Raw genomic sequence first — 15,306 nt, forward strand, 5'->3', positions numbered from 1 at the left:
CTTGTTAGAAGCTTTGATTCGCCGTTTCCGCAAGAACGCGCTTCAGAATCTTGCCGCTGTCCCCTTTGGGAAGGCTCGGCAAAAACACGAAATGCTTGGGAATTTTGAATTTAGCCAGATTCTGAATGCAGTGCTGGTGCAGGGTTTCCGGCGTCAGCTCATTGCTGCTGCGAACCACAAAGGCTTTGCCGACCTCGCCCCATTTGTCATCTGGAATGCCAATAACCGCAGCCTCTAAGACCCCGGGGTGGGAGCGCAGAATCTGCTCCACTTCAGGGGGGTACACATTTTCTCCACCCGAAATGAACATGTCTTTTTTGCGCCCGACAACGTAATAGTACCCTTCGTCATCACGGCGAACCAGATCACCAGTGCAAAGCCAGCCCTCTTTGATGGTTTCCTGTGTGGCCTTTTCATTGTGCCAGTAGCCTTGCATGATCATCGGACCACGCAACAACAGCTCGCCCACTTGATTGGAGCCCAATTCGCGGCCTTCCGGGTCGACGACTTTGGCTTCAATATAAAAGTTTGGAAAACCGATAGAACCGATCTTTCTGAGTGCATCTTCCTCATTCAGTGAAAACACATTCGGACCAAATTCAGTCAGACCGTAACCCTGGCGCACCGGAACGCCTTTTTTGTCCCAGGTCTTGATCAGCTCCAGCGGCATCGGTTCGCCGCCCACAATCGCATAGCGAATGCTTTCCAGGTTGATGTCGTTGAGGCGGGGGGATCTTGCCATCATTTCCATGGTGGTCGGAACACCGAACAACAGCGTCGCTTTTTCTTTTTCGCTTAAAGATAAAATCTGTTCAGCGTCGAATTTTTTTAAGAACACAACCTTGGCTCCACGATGAATGAACGGCGTCGTCAAAACATTCCAGCCGCCTGTGTGGAAGAACGGCAAAAAGATCACCGTGCAGTCGGTTTGAGAAATATTCAAACGCAGGGTTGTGTTGATCGAGTTCCAGAAGATCATCTTGTAAGTCAGGAGGGCCCCTTTCGGGGATCCCGTCGTGCCTGACGTGTAAAGGATCATGGCCGGGTCCTCTTCCTTCGGTACGAAGGGCATTTCCCCTTGGGCCGGAGGGTTTTGCAGGTCCGTGGCAAAACTGTCCGGTCCTTGCAGCAGATAGTGCCGGGTGTCCGGAAGGTTCTCAACGATGTCACGATAGGCTTCCTGGAACAAAACCAGTTTCGGCGAAGAATCCGTGATGATGTGATTGACCTCTCGCTGGGTCAGACGGAAGTTGACGGGCACCATGATGGCGCCCAGGCGCTGCAAAGCAAAGAACAGGAACACGTATTCCAGTTCGTTGGTGGCCAGAACCGCCACACGATCCCCTTTGCAGATGCCGAACTTTTCATGCAGCACATGTGCTCCGGCATTGGCCAGATCGAAAAATTCAGCATAGGAAAATTCACGGCCCGTATCGCCATCTTTAATGGCGATATTTTTCGGAGAATAAAGCTTCCAGCGTTTCAGCCAATCCAGTTCCATCATTACCTTCTCGTGGATTAAGTGTCGTATCCCCACTCCAGAGCCAGTGCAGCCATGCTCATACCACCGCCAGAGCCCAACATAAAGACCAAGTCGCCTTTTTTCATTTTTTTCTGATTGGCCGCATCCGCTACCGCCATGCCGATGCTGGCAGATCCGGTATAACCAAAGCGGTCCATCACGTAGTGGGCGCGATCGCGCGGTAGCTCCAGTTTGTCCAAAGTTTCATAGATGCTTTGCACGTTGAACTGGGTGATGAAGAAGTGCTTGATATCAGACGGCTTCTTCTGGATACGATCCAATAGAATGTTAGTCAAACGCGGCCAGTGAATGCCATTGGTCTCAGGCGGAATGCGTTTTGGGAAAGCCAACAGGTGACCTTTGTTTTCCACCACCTGGTGGGTGACCGGCTGGGCGGTGCCCCCGGCATAGATGCCCATATAGTCGTGGTACTGACCGTCGGTGTACATCTGGCTGTCGATGAATCCTGTGTCATCTTTGGATGGTTGCAGAATCACGGCCCCTGCACCATCGGCGAACAAGGAAGCGATTTTGTAGTCATCAAAGTTCAGATACTTGGACATCGCATAGGCGCCCACCACCAGCACGTTTTTATATTTGCTGTCGGCGAAAATATATTTGGAAGCGATATCACAACCCACAACAAAGCCCGCGCACGCGGTGTTGATGTCATAAGTTCCCGCATTCACCGCACCCAGGCGGTACGCCACCACCGAGGCGGTGGACGGGGAAAGGTAATCAGGTGTGTCGGTAGAGACAATAATAAGATCCAGATCCTTTGCCGTAATGCCAGCGGTTTTCATCGCCTGTTCTGCCGCTGGCAGAATCAAATCAGACGTGCGCTGATCTTCAGTCATCCAGCGGCGTTCCTTGATGTTGCGGTTTTCCGCCAGGAAGGTTCCGATGTCTTTTTTGTAAAGATCATTGAAATATTGATTGGTGATCACACGCTCAGGCGCGTACATCCCGGTCCCTGCAATTGTCGCTTTTCTTGTCGTTGTCATCATTTAATCCTTTGCGATTTCGCTTATCTACAATTCAATTTCGCAACTTTGGCAAGAAAAGAAATTTAGAGCATTCACTCTATACTCCGAGCGAAAAAGTGCTTTTTCCTTTGACGGACCGGGGGCCTGTCGGGGTACTTCAAGTGCATGACAAATATTAATTTCGATTTCAAAAACAAAAATGCCATCGTGACCGGCGGAGCTTCCGGTATCGGTTTTCAAATCACCAAAAGCTTTTTGGAAGCCGGTGGAAATGTTTCCATCTGGGATTATTCTGAAGCAGCTTTGCAAACGGCGAAATCTGAATTTGCAAAGTACGGATCGCAGATTCACATCGCGCAAGTCGATGTGGGCAATCGTGACTCGGTAGCAAAAGCCGCGGCGTCCCTGCCGTGGACTGTGGATATTCTTGTGAACAACGCAGGTATCACCCGCGATAAGTCTTTTGCAAAAATGTCACCCGAGGACTGGGATGCCGTCATCAGTACCAATCTGACAGGTTTGTTCAACGTCACGAAATCTGTTTTGGAAAAATTCAATCCAAACTCCAACAGCAAACGCATCATCAATATCGCGTCTGTTGTGGCGCTTTATGGAAACTTCGGTCAGACCAATTACGTGGCGGCAAAAGCCGGCGTGATCGGAATGTCCAAGACATGGGCGAAAGAACTGGGTCGCAAAGGCTTCACCTCCAATGCAATTGCTCCGGGCTTTATTGCAACAGCAATGACCAAGGCGATGCCTGCTGAAGTGCTGGATGGCATGAAAGCAAAAGTTCCAGTGGCATGTTTGGGGGAAGTGGACGACATCGCCAATACATGTCTGTTCCTGTCCAGCGAGCAAGCGGGTTATATCAACGGCGCTGTGATCAGCGTTGATGGTGGTTTGGTTCTATAAATGATCTGACAACTTTTTTATAAGGAGTGACTTCGATGAGATTTCTGTTCTTGGCTTTGAGTGTCTTGGTATCAGGTTTCTTTGTGTCCTTGGAATCTTTGGCAAAGGCTGAAGCGTTCAAAGGCTTCGTTCAGGTTGCTCCGCAAAAAGAGTTGTTTGTGGATTATGTTCCGGCCAAAGAAAAACAGCCCACCGTTGTTTTGGTCAATGGTCTGACTTACAGCACCCGCCAGTGGGATTCTTTCGTGAATGCACTGCTGGCAAAAGGTGTCGGCGTTTTGCGCTATGATCCGATCGGGCAGGGGCAGACTTTGTTGAAGTATGCTCCGGTGGTGGCACCGATTCCGGTTCAGGATCAGGTTGTTGATCTGAAGTCGCTGTTAGATAAAATGAATTTAAAAGGTCCTTACAATATTGCAGGACTGTCTTATGGCGGTGGTGTGGCTGCAGGCTTCACCGCCGCTTATCCATCCCTGGTGAAAAATCTGATCATGATGGCGCCGTTCACGCGCCCGCTGGATGGTCAGGATCAGTGGATTCGTGCGCAGATCTGGGCGACTCGTCAGATTTTCCCGTTCAACAAAATGTCCGATGATGATCTGTATGATTATTATCTGCACCAGATCATCTATGCGACCTACCCGCAGGCAGAACCCATCGTGCTTGAAAATCCATTCAAGCTGGAAGCCACCTTCCGTCTGGTTCAGGGGATTCGCAAATACCGCCCGATAGATCTGACCAGCTCCATTCCGGCGAAGTCCTTGCATTTGTTGATTGCGCGTCAGGATCAGTACATCAACACCAGCGTGCTGGATGAATACTGGGATGCAGTTCCGGAACAATCCCGCGCCAGCCGTTTGTATATCAACGGTTCTGAACACAAGATGGTGGAAGCGGTTCCGAATTTCACGGCGGCCTGGGTTTATCAGATTCTTTCCGGCAACAAAAAGCTTTCTGAGGGCCGTGACTTTGAAGGATATCCTTTCCGCGGTGAAGTTCGCAGCGGTCAGGAAGAAATTCAGGTGGGTCGCGAATGATTCATCACGAGGTTGTCGACGGGCTGGTTCCGGAAAGTGTTTTCTTTATCCATGGGAACCTGGCTTCCAACCGCTGGTGGTATCCGGCGCAGGAATTCTGGGAAAAACATGCGGCAGGGAAAAACTATTCCGGTTCTTTGATTTACGCTGAATTCCGCGGGTGCGGTAAAAGTGCCGCTCCTAAAGACAGTAGCGAAGTCGACATGCACCTGTTTGCCGAGGATTTCATCGCGTTGCTCAAGAAGTTGAATAAGGGTCCGTATCACCTTGTGGGGCATTCCACCGGGGGGCTGATTGCGGCACTGATGTTGTCAAAAGCACCCACTCTTTTTAAAAAGGCTGTCCTGCTTGATCCTGTCGGGGCACAAGGCGTCACATTTGATGCTTCGATGATCACCGCGTTTGAGCAGATGAAACAAGATCGGGCGCTGACGGCGGCGGTGATTGGATCCACGATTCATAATAATAATCCTCAATCCCAATACTTCCAGGAAGTGGTGGTGGCGGACGCCTATAAGGCCGTGCAAACCATCGGTCACTGGGTGCTTAAAGCCCTTGATGGGCTTGATGTTCGCGAGGATTTGAAGTCCGTGGAACACGAAGTTTTGGTGCTTCACGGGGAGCACGACAAGCTGCTTTCTGAGGTTGATTCTCAAGCTCTGGCGGCACTGTTTTCGCGCGGTAAATTCGCGCAAATCCCTGACTTGGGACATTGCCCAAATATCGAGAATCCCGAAGTCTTTGTGAACATCACTCGGAGTTATCTGTTTTAGTGGTTGCGTGGCGCATTGCGCCGCGCAAAATCAACTCGACCGGGTCGGCGTAATAGGTTGCCCATCTGCCTGTTTTCGGTTAGTTATCGTTTAATATATTACAATACTGTGACAAAACTACTTTGCGTCCCCCAGGGAGTGCCAACCTATGTCTGAGCCTAGAGATGAGTATAACCGTAGTGGTCTGCTGGCGTTTGCCTTTTCAATGGTATTCGTCTGTGCATTCTTCGTTTACATCGTTGCGATCAATAAAGGTGTTGATCTTGGCGAGAACGTTGTAGATCCAAATGCCCCTGCAGTAGAGGGCGCTGTTCCTGTCTTTGATATCACCAAAGTTCCAGATCCTTGGGTTTCCACTCCGGAAATGGTTGCTTACGGTAAAAAGTTCTACGCTACAAACTGCGCTATGTGCCACGGTAACGAAGGCAAAGGCGACGGTGCTGCGGGTGCAGCTTTGAATCCAAAACCACGCAACTTGGTTGAGGGTAAATGGACTCAAGGTGAAGGCGTTATTGCTCACTTTAAAGTTCTGCAAAATGGTATCAAAGGTTCCTCTATGGCGGCGTACTCTCATTTCAAGCCTGCTGACCGCTGGGCCGTGATCCATTTCATCGATTCTATCACTGAAAATAAATCTAAAGACGATCCTGCTGCAGTTGCTGAGTTTGCAAAAACCGCACAATAATTAAGGATTTAATTAATGCTTGCCAATGAGCTGGTATTGAAAACAAAGACAATGGGAGCGGTACTGACAACGGCCGTTCTTGTTTTGTTTTCAGCAAGTGCTCAAGCCTACGACGGCAAGCCGGCTCCGATGGTTGCCAACGAGCAGCCCAAAGAGCTTGAAGGCGTGGGTATCGACGAAAAGTTGGGTACTAAAATCGACCTGACTTTGAAAGTGAAAGACGACAACGGCCAGGAAGTGGCGCTGGGGTCTTTCTTCGACGGTAAACATCCGGTGATCATTTCACCGGTGTATTTTTCCTGTCCGGGTCTTTGTAACTTCCACTTGAACGGTCTGACCGACGCGCTCAAGTTGATGGATAAAGATTGGACGATTGGTAAGAAGTTTAAATTGCTGTCTGTGAGTTTTGACTCAAAAGAAACTCCCGACTTGGCGGCAAACAAAAAACAGACTTACATGAAGCTGTATGACCGCGCCGGCTCTGAAAAAGAATGGCACTTCATCACGGCGGACGAATCCACAGTGCAGGCAATGATGCAGTCACTGGGGTTCAAGTTCAGATGGGACGAGAAAGCTCAAGAGTGGGCGCACGCCTCTGCGGCGATTGTGATCACTCCGGACGGAACGATCTCGCGCTATCTGCCGGGGATTATGTTTAATCCTCAGGACATCAAGATCGCTCTGAACGAAGCGACCGATGGTAAAATCGGAACCTTCGTCGACAGCTTGGTGCTTTATTGTTTTAAGTATGACCCACATCAAAGCAAGTACACGCTTGTTGCCTTCAACGTAATGAAGATGGGCGGAGCGGTGATGGTTTTGGTGATGGTAATTTGGTTATTGCCTGTATGGATTCGCGCTCGCAGAGAGCAGAACAATACGGCGGGGAGATAAAGGTACATGATGTGGTTTAATATTGCGAAGGCCCAATCCTTCATGCCCACGCAGGGAACCGAGATTGCGAAGCAGGTCGACAATCTTTATGGATTCTTGCTTGTAACAAGTTTGATCGCCTGCGTCCTAGTGATCGGTGGGATGATCTATTTCGTTTGGAAATACAGACGCAAGTCTTCCAACGACAAGACAGCCTATATCTCTCACAACACAGCGTTGGAGTTCTTGTGGTCATTCATTCCACTTGTAATCTTCCTGGGTGTGTTCGGCTGGGGTTGGTACATCTATCACCAAATGCGCGCGATGCCTAAAAATGCGTTGGAAATCAACGTATTGGGTAAGCAGTGGGCTTGGGAAGTTGAATACAAGAACGGTTTCAAAACCGTGAATGAGGTTGTGGTACCAATCAATCAGGACGTGAAGATCCTTCTGACTTCCTCTGATGTGATCCACTCCTTCTTCGTTCCATCCTTCCGTATTAAACAGGATGCGGTTCCAGGCCGTTACACAGCTTTGTGGTTCAAAGCTGACAAGCTGGGCGAATTCCACCTGTTCTGTACTGAGTACTGCGGTACTTCTCACTCCGGCATGATCGGTAAGTTGAGAGTTGTATCCCGTGAAGACTTCGACAAATACCTGGAACAGGGTCAGGAAGAAAGATTCCTGCCACTGGGTGAAAAAGGTAAGAAATTGTTTGCGGTTAAAGCCTGCGCGTCCTGCCACGCAGTGGACAGCCCTGCAACAATGGTCGGTCCTTCTTTGTTCCAAAAATTTGGTCACGAAGAAGTTATGGATGATGGTTCCAAGATCGTATTCGACGAAAACTACATTCGCGAATCCATCCTTGAGCCCAACAAACACATCGTTAAAGGCTTCCCTAAGGGCGTTATGCCCACCTTCCAGGGTCAGCTGAACGAAAACGAATTGAGTGCTCTTGTCGAGTACATCAAGAATCTGAAGTAAGGAGTTGAGCATGGCGAAAACTACAGCTCACGGCGACAACTATATTAATTTTGAAAAAGGCATCTGGTCCTGGCTGACTACTGTCGATCACAAACGTATCGGTTTGATGTACTTCATCACTGTTATGTTCTTCTTCTTCATCGGTGGGGTTATGGCCCTGTTGCTTCGTTTGGAACTTTTTGCTCCAAATGCGGCTCCAAACGTGGGTCAGATCCTGGCTAACGGTGACGTTTACAATCAGGTGATGACATATCACGGGGCGATCATGGTCTTCATGGTTATCGTTCCTGGTATCCCTGCGATCCTGGGTAACTTCTTCCTGCCTTTGCAAATCGGCGCGAAGGACGTGGCCTTCCCAAGAATCAACCTGCTAAGCTGGTACTGCTTCATGGCGGGTGCGATCCTGGCGATTGCAACTTTCTTCACTACTAAAATCGACACTGGCTGGACGTTCTACACTCCATACTCTATCAGAACGGGTACAGCGACAGCGATGATGGTTCTTGCAGCCTTCATCATGGGTATGTCCTCCATCCTGACGGGTCTGAACTTCATCGTGACCGTGCACAAACTAAGAGCTCCTGGCATGACCATGCACAGAATGCCTTTGTTCATCTGGTCTTTGTATGCAACAGCGATCCTTCAGATGCTGGCGACTCCGGTTCTGGGTATCACATTGCTTCTTTTGGCGGTGGAAAGATTCCTAGGTATCGGTATCTTCGATCCTAAACTGGGTGGTGACCCGGTATTGTTCCAGCACTTCTTCTGGTTCTACTCTCACCCTGCGGTTTACATCATGATCATCCCGGCAATGGGTATCATCTCTGAGCTGATCACGACCTTCTCCAAAAAAGTCATCTTCGGTTACACGGCGATTGCATACTCTTCTTTGGGTATCGCGGCTGTATCCTTCTTTGTTTGGGGTCACCACATGTTCGTGTCCGGTCAGTCTGAAACGACCGGCATCATCTTCTCCTTCCTGACAATGCTGGTAGGGGTTCCGACGGCGATCAAGATGTTCAACTGGGTTGCGACCTTCTATAAAGGTTCCGTGTCCTTCCAGTCTCCGATGCTTTATGCTTTGGGCTTCATGTTCCTGTTCGCCATCGGTGGTGTGACTGGGGTTATGCTTGCGACTTTGCCAATCGACGTACACTTCCACGACACTTACTTCGTGGTAGCTCACTTCCACTATGTGATGGTGGGTGGTACTTTGATGGCATTGATGGGCGGCTACTTCTACTGGTTCCCGAAAATGTTCGGTAAGATGTACAACGAAACCACAGCTCGTATTTCTTTCGTGTTCATCTTCATCGGTTTCAACGTGACCTTCTTCCCTCAGTTCGTTCTGGGCGCGATGGGTATGCCTCGTCGTTACTTCGACTACATCCCGGCGTACGAGAACCTGAATAAGATCTCCACAGTGGGTTCTTGGTTGATCCTTATCGGCTTCCTGTTCGGTCTTTACACAATCGTTCAGGGTCTGTTGAAAGGTGAAAAAGCTCCGATGAATCCTTGGGGCTCTAAAACTTTGGAGTGGCAGACGGCTTCTCCTCCTCCACATGACAACTTCAGTGTTGAACCAGTAGTAACAGCGGGGCCTTATGAGTACAGATAATACAGCACACGGCGCTCACACAGCACACGTAGCTCACCACTTTAAAACGGCTGAGCAACAGTATTCCTCTGGTAAAGAGGGTATCTGGTTGTTCATGCTTACAGAGATCCTGATGTTCGGTGCGATCTTTGTGGGTTACGCTCTTTATCACAATGAATATCCGGCGATGTTCGCTGAAGGTGCGAAGTCTCTTGATTGGAAGATGGGTTTCGTAAATACCCTGGTTCTGATCTTCTCGTCCTTCACTATGGCGATCTCGATCTCCTTCATCCAGAAGAACCAGCAGAAAAAAGCGGTCCTTGCCCTGGCAACGACTGTACTTTGCGGCGCGATCTTCATGGTGATCAAGTACTTCGAATACCAGCATAAATTCCACCTGGGTCTGTTCCCGGGTAAATTCCTGGATGTTGCGAAAGTGGGCGCAGAACACGCAAACCTTGGTTTGTACTTCGGCTTCTACTACGTGATGACGGGCCTGCACGGTATCCACGTCTTGTTGGGTATGGGTCTGATCACCTGGTGTTTGATCCGCACAATGCGCGGTGATTTCCACAGTCAGTACTGGATCGTGGTAGAGGGTGTTGGTTTGTTCTGGCACATCGTCGACTTGATCTGGATCTTCCTATTCCCTCTTCTGTATTTGGTGGGGTAACAAATGGCTCAACATAACGACAGTAATTCGAATGTTCTTCATCCGCACATCACGCCACTGGCAACTTACTTCAAAGTTGCCCTGGCTTTGTTCGGTCTGACCTTCCTGACAATCATCGCCCACAACTTCAGAGCTGAATTGGGTGCTTTGGCTGCGCCAGTGGCGTTCCTGATTGCTTTGGTTAAGGCTACATTGGTCTGCCTTTGGTTCATGCACTTGAAAGACGACACCAAGATGAATCGCTTTGTCTTTGCATCTGGTTTCTTCTTCCTGGCGTTGCTGTTCGCGATCTGCGCGATCGACTTCGCGACTCGCGTTCACGAAGTCAGCCCGCTGTAAGATTATCGTGCTACGAATCTACGCAGATCTTACCAAGTTTGGCATAGTCGTTTTCTCAGTCCTAGCGGGACTGGCCGGCTATGCCACTGGTTTTCAGATCGAAAATCCCTTTGATTGGAAAATCTTTTTAGAAACCCTGCTGGGGATTTATTTCCTCAGCTCGGGCTCTCTTGCGCTCAATCAGGTTCAAGACTGGAAGATCGACCAAAAAATGCCCCGTACAGCCAAGCGTCCGATCCCTTCCGGTAAAATCAAGCCGGCAGCGGCGGGTATTTTGTCGGTAGGTCTTTTGCTGGTCGGTATGAACATGCTGTTCAAGCTGGAGCCTGTGGCCGGCTGGGTGGGGTTGTTCTGCGTTTTCCTTTATAACGGTCCTTATACTTTGTGGTGGAAACGCCGTTGGGTCTTTGCGGCCGTTCCGGGGGCGATCCCGGGGGCTTTGCCAGTGACTATCGGTTACGCGGTGGCAAATCCGGACATCTTCAACTCGGAGTCTTTGTATCTGTTCCTGATCATGTTCCTGTGGCAGATGCCGCACTTCTGGGTGCTGGCAATCCGTTACAAAGATGACTATGCAGCGGGCGGGATTCCGACTTTGCCGGTGGCTTTGGGCATGGAAAAAACCATGTTCCAGGTCGGCCTTTACACCTTAGTTTATGTGGGTGTGGCTTTGGCGGCGCCGATGTTTGTTCACGCCAGCTGGATGTTTGTTCTGCTGACGTTCCCGTTTGTGTTCAAGGTTCTGCAAGAGTTCTATCGCTACTACAAGTCCAATGGGACTGAACGTTGGCTGGCCTTCTTTATGTGGCTCAACGTTTCCATGTTAGTCTTCATCATCATCCCGGTGATTGATAAATGGAACTTCCTCTTCATTCATCATAACTAAAAGAAAAGGCCCGTTTCCGGGCCTTTTTTATTTTTTGAATTCTTCGGGTGTATCCATCTGATTGAAGGGGTGGGCTTTCTTGAAAGCTTCCAGCTTCAGGCAGTTGTTGTTGATCTTCACCAGGGTCGGGAATTTGGTGATGTCGGCTTTGTATCTTTGAGACGTTAAAAGCTGCGGAATCAGGAAGATGTCGGCCATGGTGATTTCATCGCCGAAGCTGTAAGTTCCAGAGAACTCTTTAAGGGTTGTTTCTAGAACTTCCAAGCCCTGATAGATCCAGTGCTGGGCCCATTCGTCTTTTTGGTCCTGATCGTAGCCGTGTTTGCTGGTCAGGTACTTCAGGGTTTTCAGATTGGCCATCGGGTGCATAAAGGAATTGATCACCTCGCACACTTGGCGGATGCGGGCACGTTTGTAGGCATCTTTCGGCATCAGTGGGGTTTGTGGGAAGACCTCATCCAGATACTCGATGATGGCAAAGGATTCCGGGATGATCTTGCCGTCGTGAACCAGCGTGGGAACACCGCCCAGTGGGTTGATGGCTTTGTATTCGGGGGTCAGCTGTTCGCTCTTCAAAAGATTGATGGGCTTGTATTCAAAGGCCAGGCCCTTGTGGTGCAAAGCCAGACGAACACGGTATGAAGTGGAGCTTCGAAAATAGTTGTAAAGTACTATCGAGGACATATACTGACTCCTATTGAGCCTCACATTTCATTCTGCTTTTGATTTTCAGTCAAAGGACTTTTCGATGCCCAATCGCTTTATCTTTTCTCTGCGTTTTTCCTCTAAAGTATTTCTGAAAATGGCAGTCCTGGCTTTTGCCATGATCGTCTTCATGACCTTATTCCGACTGAATCTCTATTTTCTTTCGGTCTTTCATGCGACTCCGGATGCGGCGTTTGTTGAAATTGCCCAGTCCTTCCTGGCCGGCTTCCGTTTTGATCTTTTGATTTTTGGATTTCTTTTTATCCCGCTATATTTTCTGGTGATGATTCAGGCGGTTTTGCAGAAATGGCCGCGCGCAGGCTTTCTGTTTTATAAAGTCTATTTCACGATTGTCTGGTTCCTGATCTGCGCGTTGACGTTTGTGGACTTCTTCCATTTCGCGAAGTACGGAAAACGCATGTGTTTTGCGGATTACAATTCCTGGAACATGCAAAGCTGGCTGGAACAGTTCCAGTCCATGCCGCCGAACCAGTCCTGGATCTTCTGTATCATCACAGTTCTTTTGTTCAGCCTTGGATACATGCTGGTGAAAAGCCTTAAGTTCGGGGAGTGGAAAGACGAGTATTCTCCACAGGCCGGGTCGAAGTTTGAAGTCCTGTGGCGTGTGCTGCTTCCCCTGGTGATGATTGTTTTGGCCGCTCGTGGAACCGTTGAAGCACACCATCTGGCTTTGGAGCACAGCGAGGTGTCGCTGGATAAGGTTATAAACGAGATGGCACTAAATGCTGTGTGGTGTTTTGATAAGTAATTAAAATTATGGGACTATTTGAGGGCTTCAATGAAAGCCTTTAGGAGGATTAAAATGAAAAAGTTGGCTCTAACAGTGATGGCGGTTTTGGGTATGATGTCATCCGTTGCGATGGCAGATATTGATTATGGTTTGGAAGTGGGTATTCGTCAGCAGTCCGGTGAAGTGGATTCTAATTTGGCTTCTGTAAAATCCCAAATGGGTTTCCAGTTCGGTGCAACAGCTCATTTCCCGATCTCCGGTGCATGGCACATGCGCACAGGTCTGCTTTACACTCAAAGACCGGTGATTGTTGAAACAGATGCGACTGGTGATGAAAACAAGATCAGCATGAACTATCTGGATGTTCCAGTGGCGCTTATGTACAAATTCGAAGAATACGCAGGCGTGTTCGCCGGTGTATCTTTGGGTCTGAATCTGGACAGCGATGCTGAAGTCGGTAAGGTGAACGATGTAAAATCGCCACTGACTCCGATCATCTTCGGTGCCAGCTTCAAATTTGCCCCGCAACTGGGCGCGACTTTGTACTATGAAACTGCCAGCGGTGACGCCGCAGACGGTCTGAAAAACTACCGCGCGGTGGGCGCGAACTTGCAGATCACTTTTGACTAAGAATTTTTTGAATAGGATACGACGTGAAATTAGGTTCTCTTAAATCGTCTCAAAGCATGGATGGTGAATTGTGTGTGATCAGCCGCGATCTGAAGACCGCGGTGAAGGCCACGGCGATTGCCCCTTCCTTGCGTGAGGCGATGGAAAAATGGTCCGAGAAAGAAGCTTCCCTGAAGAAACTTTCTGACGACTTGAATGCGGGCAAAGCGACCGGTGCATTTGCCGTTAAAGAAGGTGACTTCCATTCTGCGCTTCCGCGCACGTGGTTGTTTGCTGATGGTTCTGCTTTTATCTATCACATCAAGCTGGTGCGCATGGCGCGCAAAGCTCCACTGCCAGAGACATTGAGCACCGTTCCTTTGATGTATCAGGGCGAATGTGGCCAATTCCTGGCGCCGACCGAAGACATCCCTCAGCGTGATTTCGCGCACGGGACAGACTTTGAAGGTGAAGTGGGTGTGGTGACTGATTTCGTGCCAATGGGTGTGACACCGGACGAAGCACTGAAATACATCCGTCTGTATGTTCTGATCAATGACGTGTCTTTGCGTGGTTTGATCCCTGAAGAGCTGGCGGCGGGCTTTGGCTTCTTCCAAAGCAAGCCGGCATCAGCCCTGGCTCCGTTTGCTGTGACGGCAGACGAGCTGGGTGAAGCCTTGAAAGACGGGCGCATTCATCTGCCTCTGAACGTGAAGTACAATGGGGAATTCTTTGGTAAAGCCAATGCAGGCGCCATGCACTTCCACTTTGGTCAGTTGATTGCTCACGCAGCAAAAACCCGCAATCTGGCGGCTGGATCCGTGATCGGCAGTGGAACTGTTTCCAATGAAGATCACGCCAATGGTTCAAGCTGTCTGGCGGAAAAACGCATGATTGAGCAAATCGAGACAGGCGCGATCAAAACGCCATTTATGAAGTCCGGCGACACCGTTGAAATGGAAATGTTCAACGCTCAAGGTGAAAGCATCTTCGGACGCATCTTCCAGAAGGTGAAGGCTGTTTAAGCCTTCACCCGTTCTTTCGGGCCCTTGCTTAAAGGGCCTGAATCACTCCACACGCAATACGCGCACCAGAGTTTCCTGCCGGTTGGGATTTCAAATCATCCTTGTCCGCGTGAATCACAACCGCTTTACCGATAATGCTTTCAGCACCTGGCTTCATGGTCATGCCTTTGATAACCAAAGTTGTGATCGCCTTGGATTTATTGTCAGCAATCAGGTTCCCCATATCACCCACATGACGTCCATGACCGTCGTGACCTGCGTGAGATCCTTTGGTCGGATTGAAGTGGCCACCGGCTGAAGAAAAGTCCGCAGCAGAACAATCACCTTTTTCATGGATATGGAATCCATGAGGGCCAGGCTTAATGCCTTCAACCATGGTTTCGATTTTCATTTCGCCATCACCTTCGGTGAAGTGAATGATGCCCTTCAGTTTAGAACCTTTGATGGTCTTCAGAACCGCTTGGGCTTTTTGAGGAGCGGCTGTCGCCGTCGGGGTTGGAGTGGATTCAGCAGGGGCTGGAGCTTCCGCCTTCTTTGATTTGTACATACAAGAAGTCATCGCAACGGCCAACAAACTGACAAGCAACATTCTTTTCATAGGGATCCCCTTTCAGTGTTGTGCTGAATATTGTCCCTGATCCCTTAGTTGATGTCATCAGCCATTCGCCAGATAGGCTATAATACCGACTACGATGAATGTGGTCAGATAGAAGTAAATTACCACACGTCCAAGGCGAATTTTCGGAGCCAGAATAGCTCTCGTTTCAAGAGTCGTCATAGTGACCTCCCTTTACTGAGAATGATTTTCTCATGGTTCTGCGCAATCTCACCAATAGATAAAAGCTAATCACCTCATAGAGAAAATCTTATGTCTTTCCCTTGTGATTTCGAGATGAGGTTGAATACGGAACTAAGTCCAGTTTTGAGAATGAAAGCCCTTTGAGAA

General features: G+C 49.2%; 18 protein-coding genes. 13 read left to right on the forward strand and 5 right to left on the reverse strand.

What is annotated here, in order from left to right; translation table 11 throughout:
• Positions 1-4: 4 nt before the first annotated feature.
• A complete protein-coding gene (locus BD_RS01290) occupies positions 5-1,504 on the reverse strand; it encodes an acyl-CoA synthetase (RefSeq protein ID WP_041583430.1) in 1,500 nt (499 codons plus the stop codon).
• Positions 1,505-1,518: 14 nt separating this feature from the next.
• Complete coding sequence (locus BD_RS01295; protein ID WP_011162878.1) at positions 1,519-2,529, reverse strand: ketoacyl-ACP synthase III; 1,011 nt, start codon at positions 2,527-2,529, stop codon at positions 1,519-1,521.
• 144 nt (positions 2,530-2,673) lie between these two features.
• Here BD_RS01295 and BD_RS01300 point away from each other — a divergent pair, with 144 nt between their 5' ends.
• The 10 genes from BD_RS01300 to cyoE all read left to right on the forward strand — a co-directional run bounded on the left by BD_RS01300 (position 2,674) and on the right by cyoE (position 11,270).
• Positions 2,674-3,423 (forward strand): SDR family oxidoreductase, encoded by a 750-nt coding sequence (locus BD_RS01300; protein ID WP_011162879.1) that lies wholly within the window; start codon positions 2,674-2,676, stop codon positions 3,421-3,423.
• Positions 3,424-3,458: 35 nt separating this feature from the next.
• On the forward strand, positions 3,459-4,460 hold the full coding sequence (locus BD_RS01305; protein ID WP_231839240.1) for an alpha/beta fold hydrolase: 1,002 nt from the start codon (positions 3,459-3,461) through the stop codon (positions 4,458-4,460).
• Entirely contained in the window at positions 4,457-5,233 is a 777-nt protein-coding gene (locus tag BD_RS01310) for an alpha/beta fold hydrolase (protein ID WP_011162881.1), read from the forward strand. The genes BD_RS01305 and BD_RS01310 overlap by 4 nt, the downstream gene beginning before the upstream one ends.
• Before the next feature lie 148 nt (positions 5,234-5,381).
• A complete protein-coding gene (locus BD_RS01315) occupies positions 5,382-5,918 on the forward strand; it encodes a c-type cytochrome (protein WP_011162882.1) in 537 nt (178 codons plus the stop codon).
• 36 nt (positions 5,919-5,954) lie between these two features.
• Positions 5,955-6,812 (forward strand): SCO family protein, encoded by an 858-nt coding sequence (locus BD_RS01320; protein ID WP_231839241.1) that lies wholly within the window; start codon positions 5,955-5,957, stop codon positions 6,810-6,812.
• Between the two features lie 6 nt (positions 6,813-6,818).
• A complete protein-coding gene (gene coxB, locus BD_RS01325) occupies positions 6,819-7,775 on the forward strand; it encodes a cytochrome c oxidase subunit II (protein ID WP_011162884.1) in 957 nt (318 codons plus the stop codon).
• 10 nt (positions 7,776-7,785) lie between these two features.
• Positions 7,786-9,393 (forward strand): cytochrome c oxidase subunit I, encoded by a 1,608-nt coding sequence (gene ctaD, locus BD_RS01330; protein ID WP_011162885.1) that lies wholly within the window; start codon positions 7,786-7,788, stop codon positions 9,391-9,393.
• Positions 9,380-10,045 carry a cytochrome c oxidase subunit 3 family protein gene (locus tag BD_RS01335; RefSeq protein WP_011162886.1) on the forward strand — a complete coding sequence of 222 codons (666 nt, stop codon included), beginning with the start codon at positions 9,380-9,382 and terminating at the stop codon, positions 10,043-10,045. The genes ctaD and BD_RS01335 overlap by 14 nt, the downstream gene beginning before the upstream one ends.
• A gap of 3 nt (positions 10,046-10,048) precedes the next feature.
• Positions 10,049-10,384, forward strand: coding sequence for a cytochrome C oxidase subunit IV family protein (locus BD_RS01340; RefSeq protein WP_011162887.1), 336 nt, complete (start codon positions 10,049-10,051; stop codon positions 10,382-10,384).
• A 7-nt stretch (positions 10,385-10,391) separates the two neighbouring features.
• Positions 10,392-11,270, forward strand: coding sequence for a heme o synthase (gene cyoE, locus BD_RS01345; RefSeq protein WP_011162888.1), 879 nt, complete (start codon positions 10,392-10,394; stop codon positions 11,268-11,270).
• Positions 11,271-11,297: 27 nt separating this feature from the next.
• Here the strand turns inward: cyoE and maiA are convergent, their stop codons facing one another.
• Entirely contained in the window at positions 11,298-11,954 is a 657-nt protein-coding gene (maiA, locus tag BD_RS01350) for a maleylacetoacetate isomerase (RefSeq protein WP_041583431.1), read from the reverse strand.
• Positions 11,955-12,072: 118 nt separating this feature from the next.
• Between maiA and BD_RS01355 the strand changes: the two genes are divergently transcribed.
• The 3 genes from BD_RS01355 to BD_RS01365 are packed head-to-tail and all read left to right on the forward strand — an operon-like array spanning position 12,073 to position 14,360.
• Complete coding sequence (locus BD_RS01355) at positions 12,073-12,744, forward strand: LTA synthase family protein (RefSeq protein WP_231839242.1); 672 nt, start codon at positions 12,073-12,075, stop codon at positions 12,742-12,744.
• 54 nt (positions 12,745-12,798) lie between these two features.
• Entirely contained in the window at positions 12,799-13,356 is a 558-nt protein-coding gene (locus BD_RS01360) for a porin family protein (protein ID WP_231839243.1), read from the forward strand.
• A 23-nt stretch (positions 13,357-13,379) separates the two neighbouring features.
• Entirely contained in the window at positions 13,380-14,360 is a 981-nt protein-coding gene (locus tag BD_RS01365) for a fumarylacetoacetate hydrolase family protein (RefSeq protein ID WP_011162892.1), read from the forward strand.
• Between the two features lie 28 nt (positions 14,361-14,388).
• Here BD_RS01365 and BD_RS01370 read toward each other — a convergent pair whose 3' ends face one another.
• Both BD_RS01370 and BD_RS18385 read right to left on the reverse strand, forming a co-directional pair.
• Positions 14,389-14,958: a superoxide dismutase family protein gene (locus BD_RS01370; RefSeq protein ID WP_011162893.1), complete on the reverse strand. Its 570-nt coding sequence runs from the start codon at positions 14,956-14,958 to the stop codon at positions 14,389-14,391.
• A gap of 57 nt (positions 14,959-15,015) precedes the next feature.
• Positions 15,016-15,138: a hypothetical protein gene (locus BD_RS18385; RefSeq protein WP_015089486.1), complete on the reverse strand. Its 123-nt coding sequence runs from the start codon at positions 15,136-15,138 to the stop codon at positions 15,016-15,018.
• Between the last annotated feature and the right edge of the window lie 168 nt (positions 15,139-15,306).

Origin of the sequence: Bdellovibrio bacteriovorus HD100, assembly GCF_000196175.1 — a bacterium.
In the GTDB taxonomy this organism is placed as follows: domain Bacteria; phylum Bdellovibrionota; class Bdellovibrionia; order Bdellovibrionales; family Bdellovibrionaceae; genus Bdellovibrio; species Bdellovibrio bacteriovorus.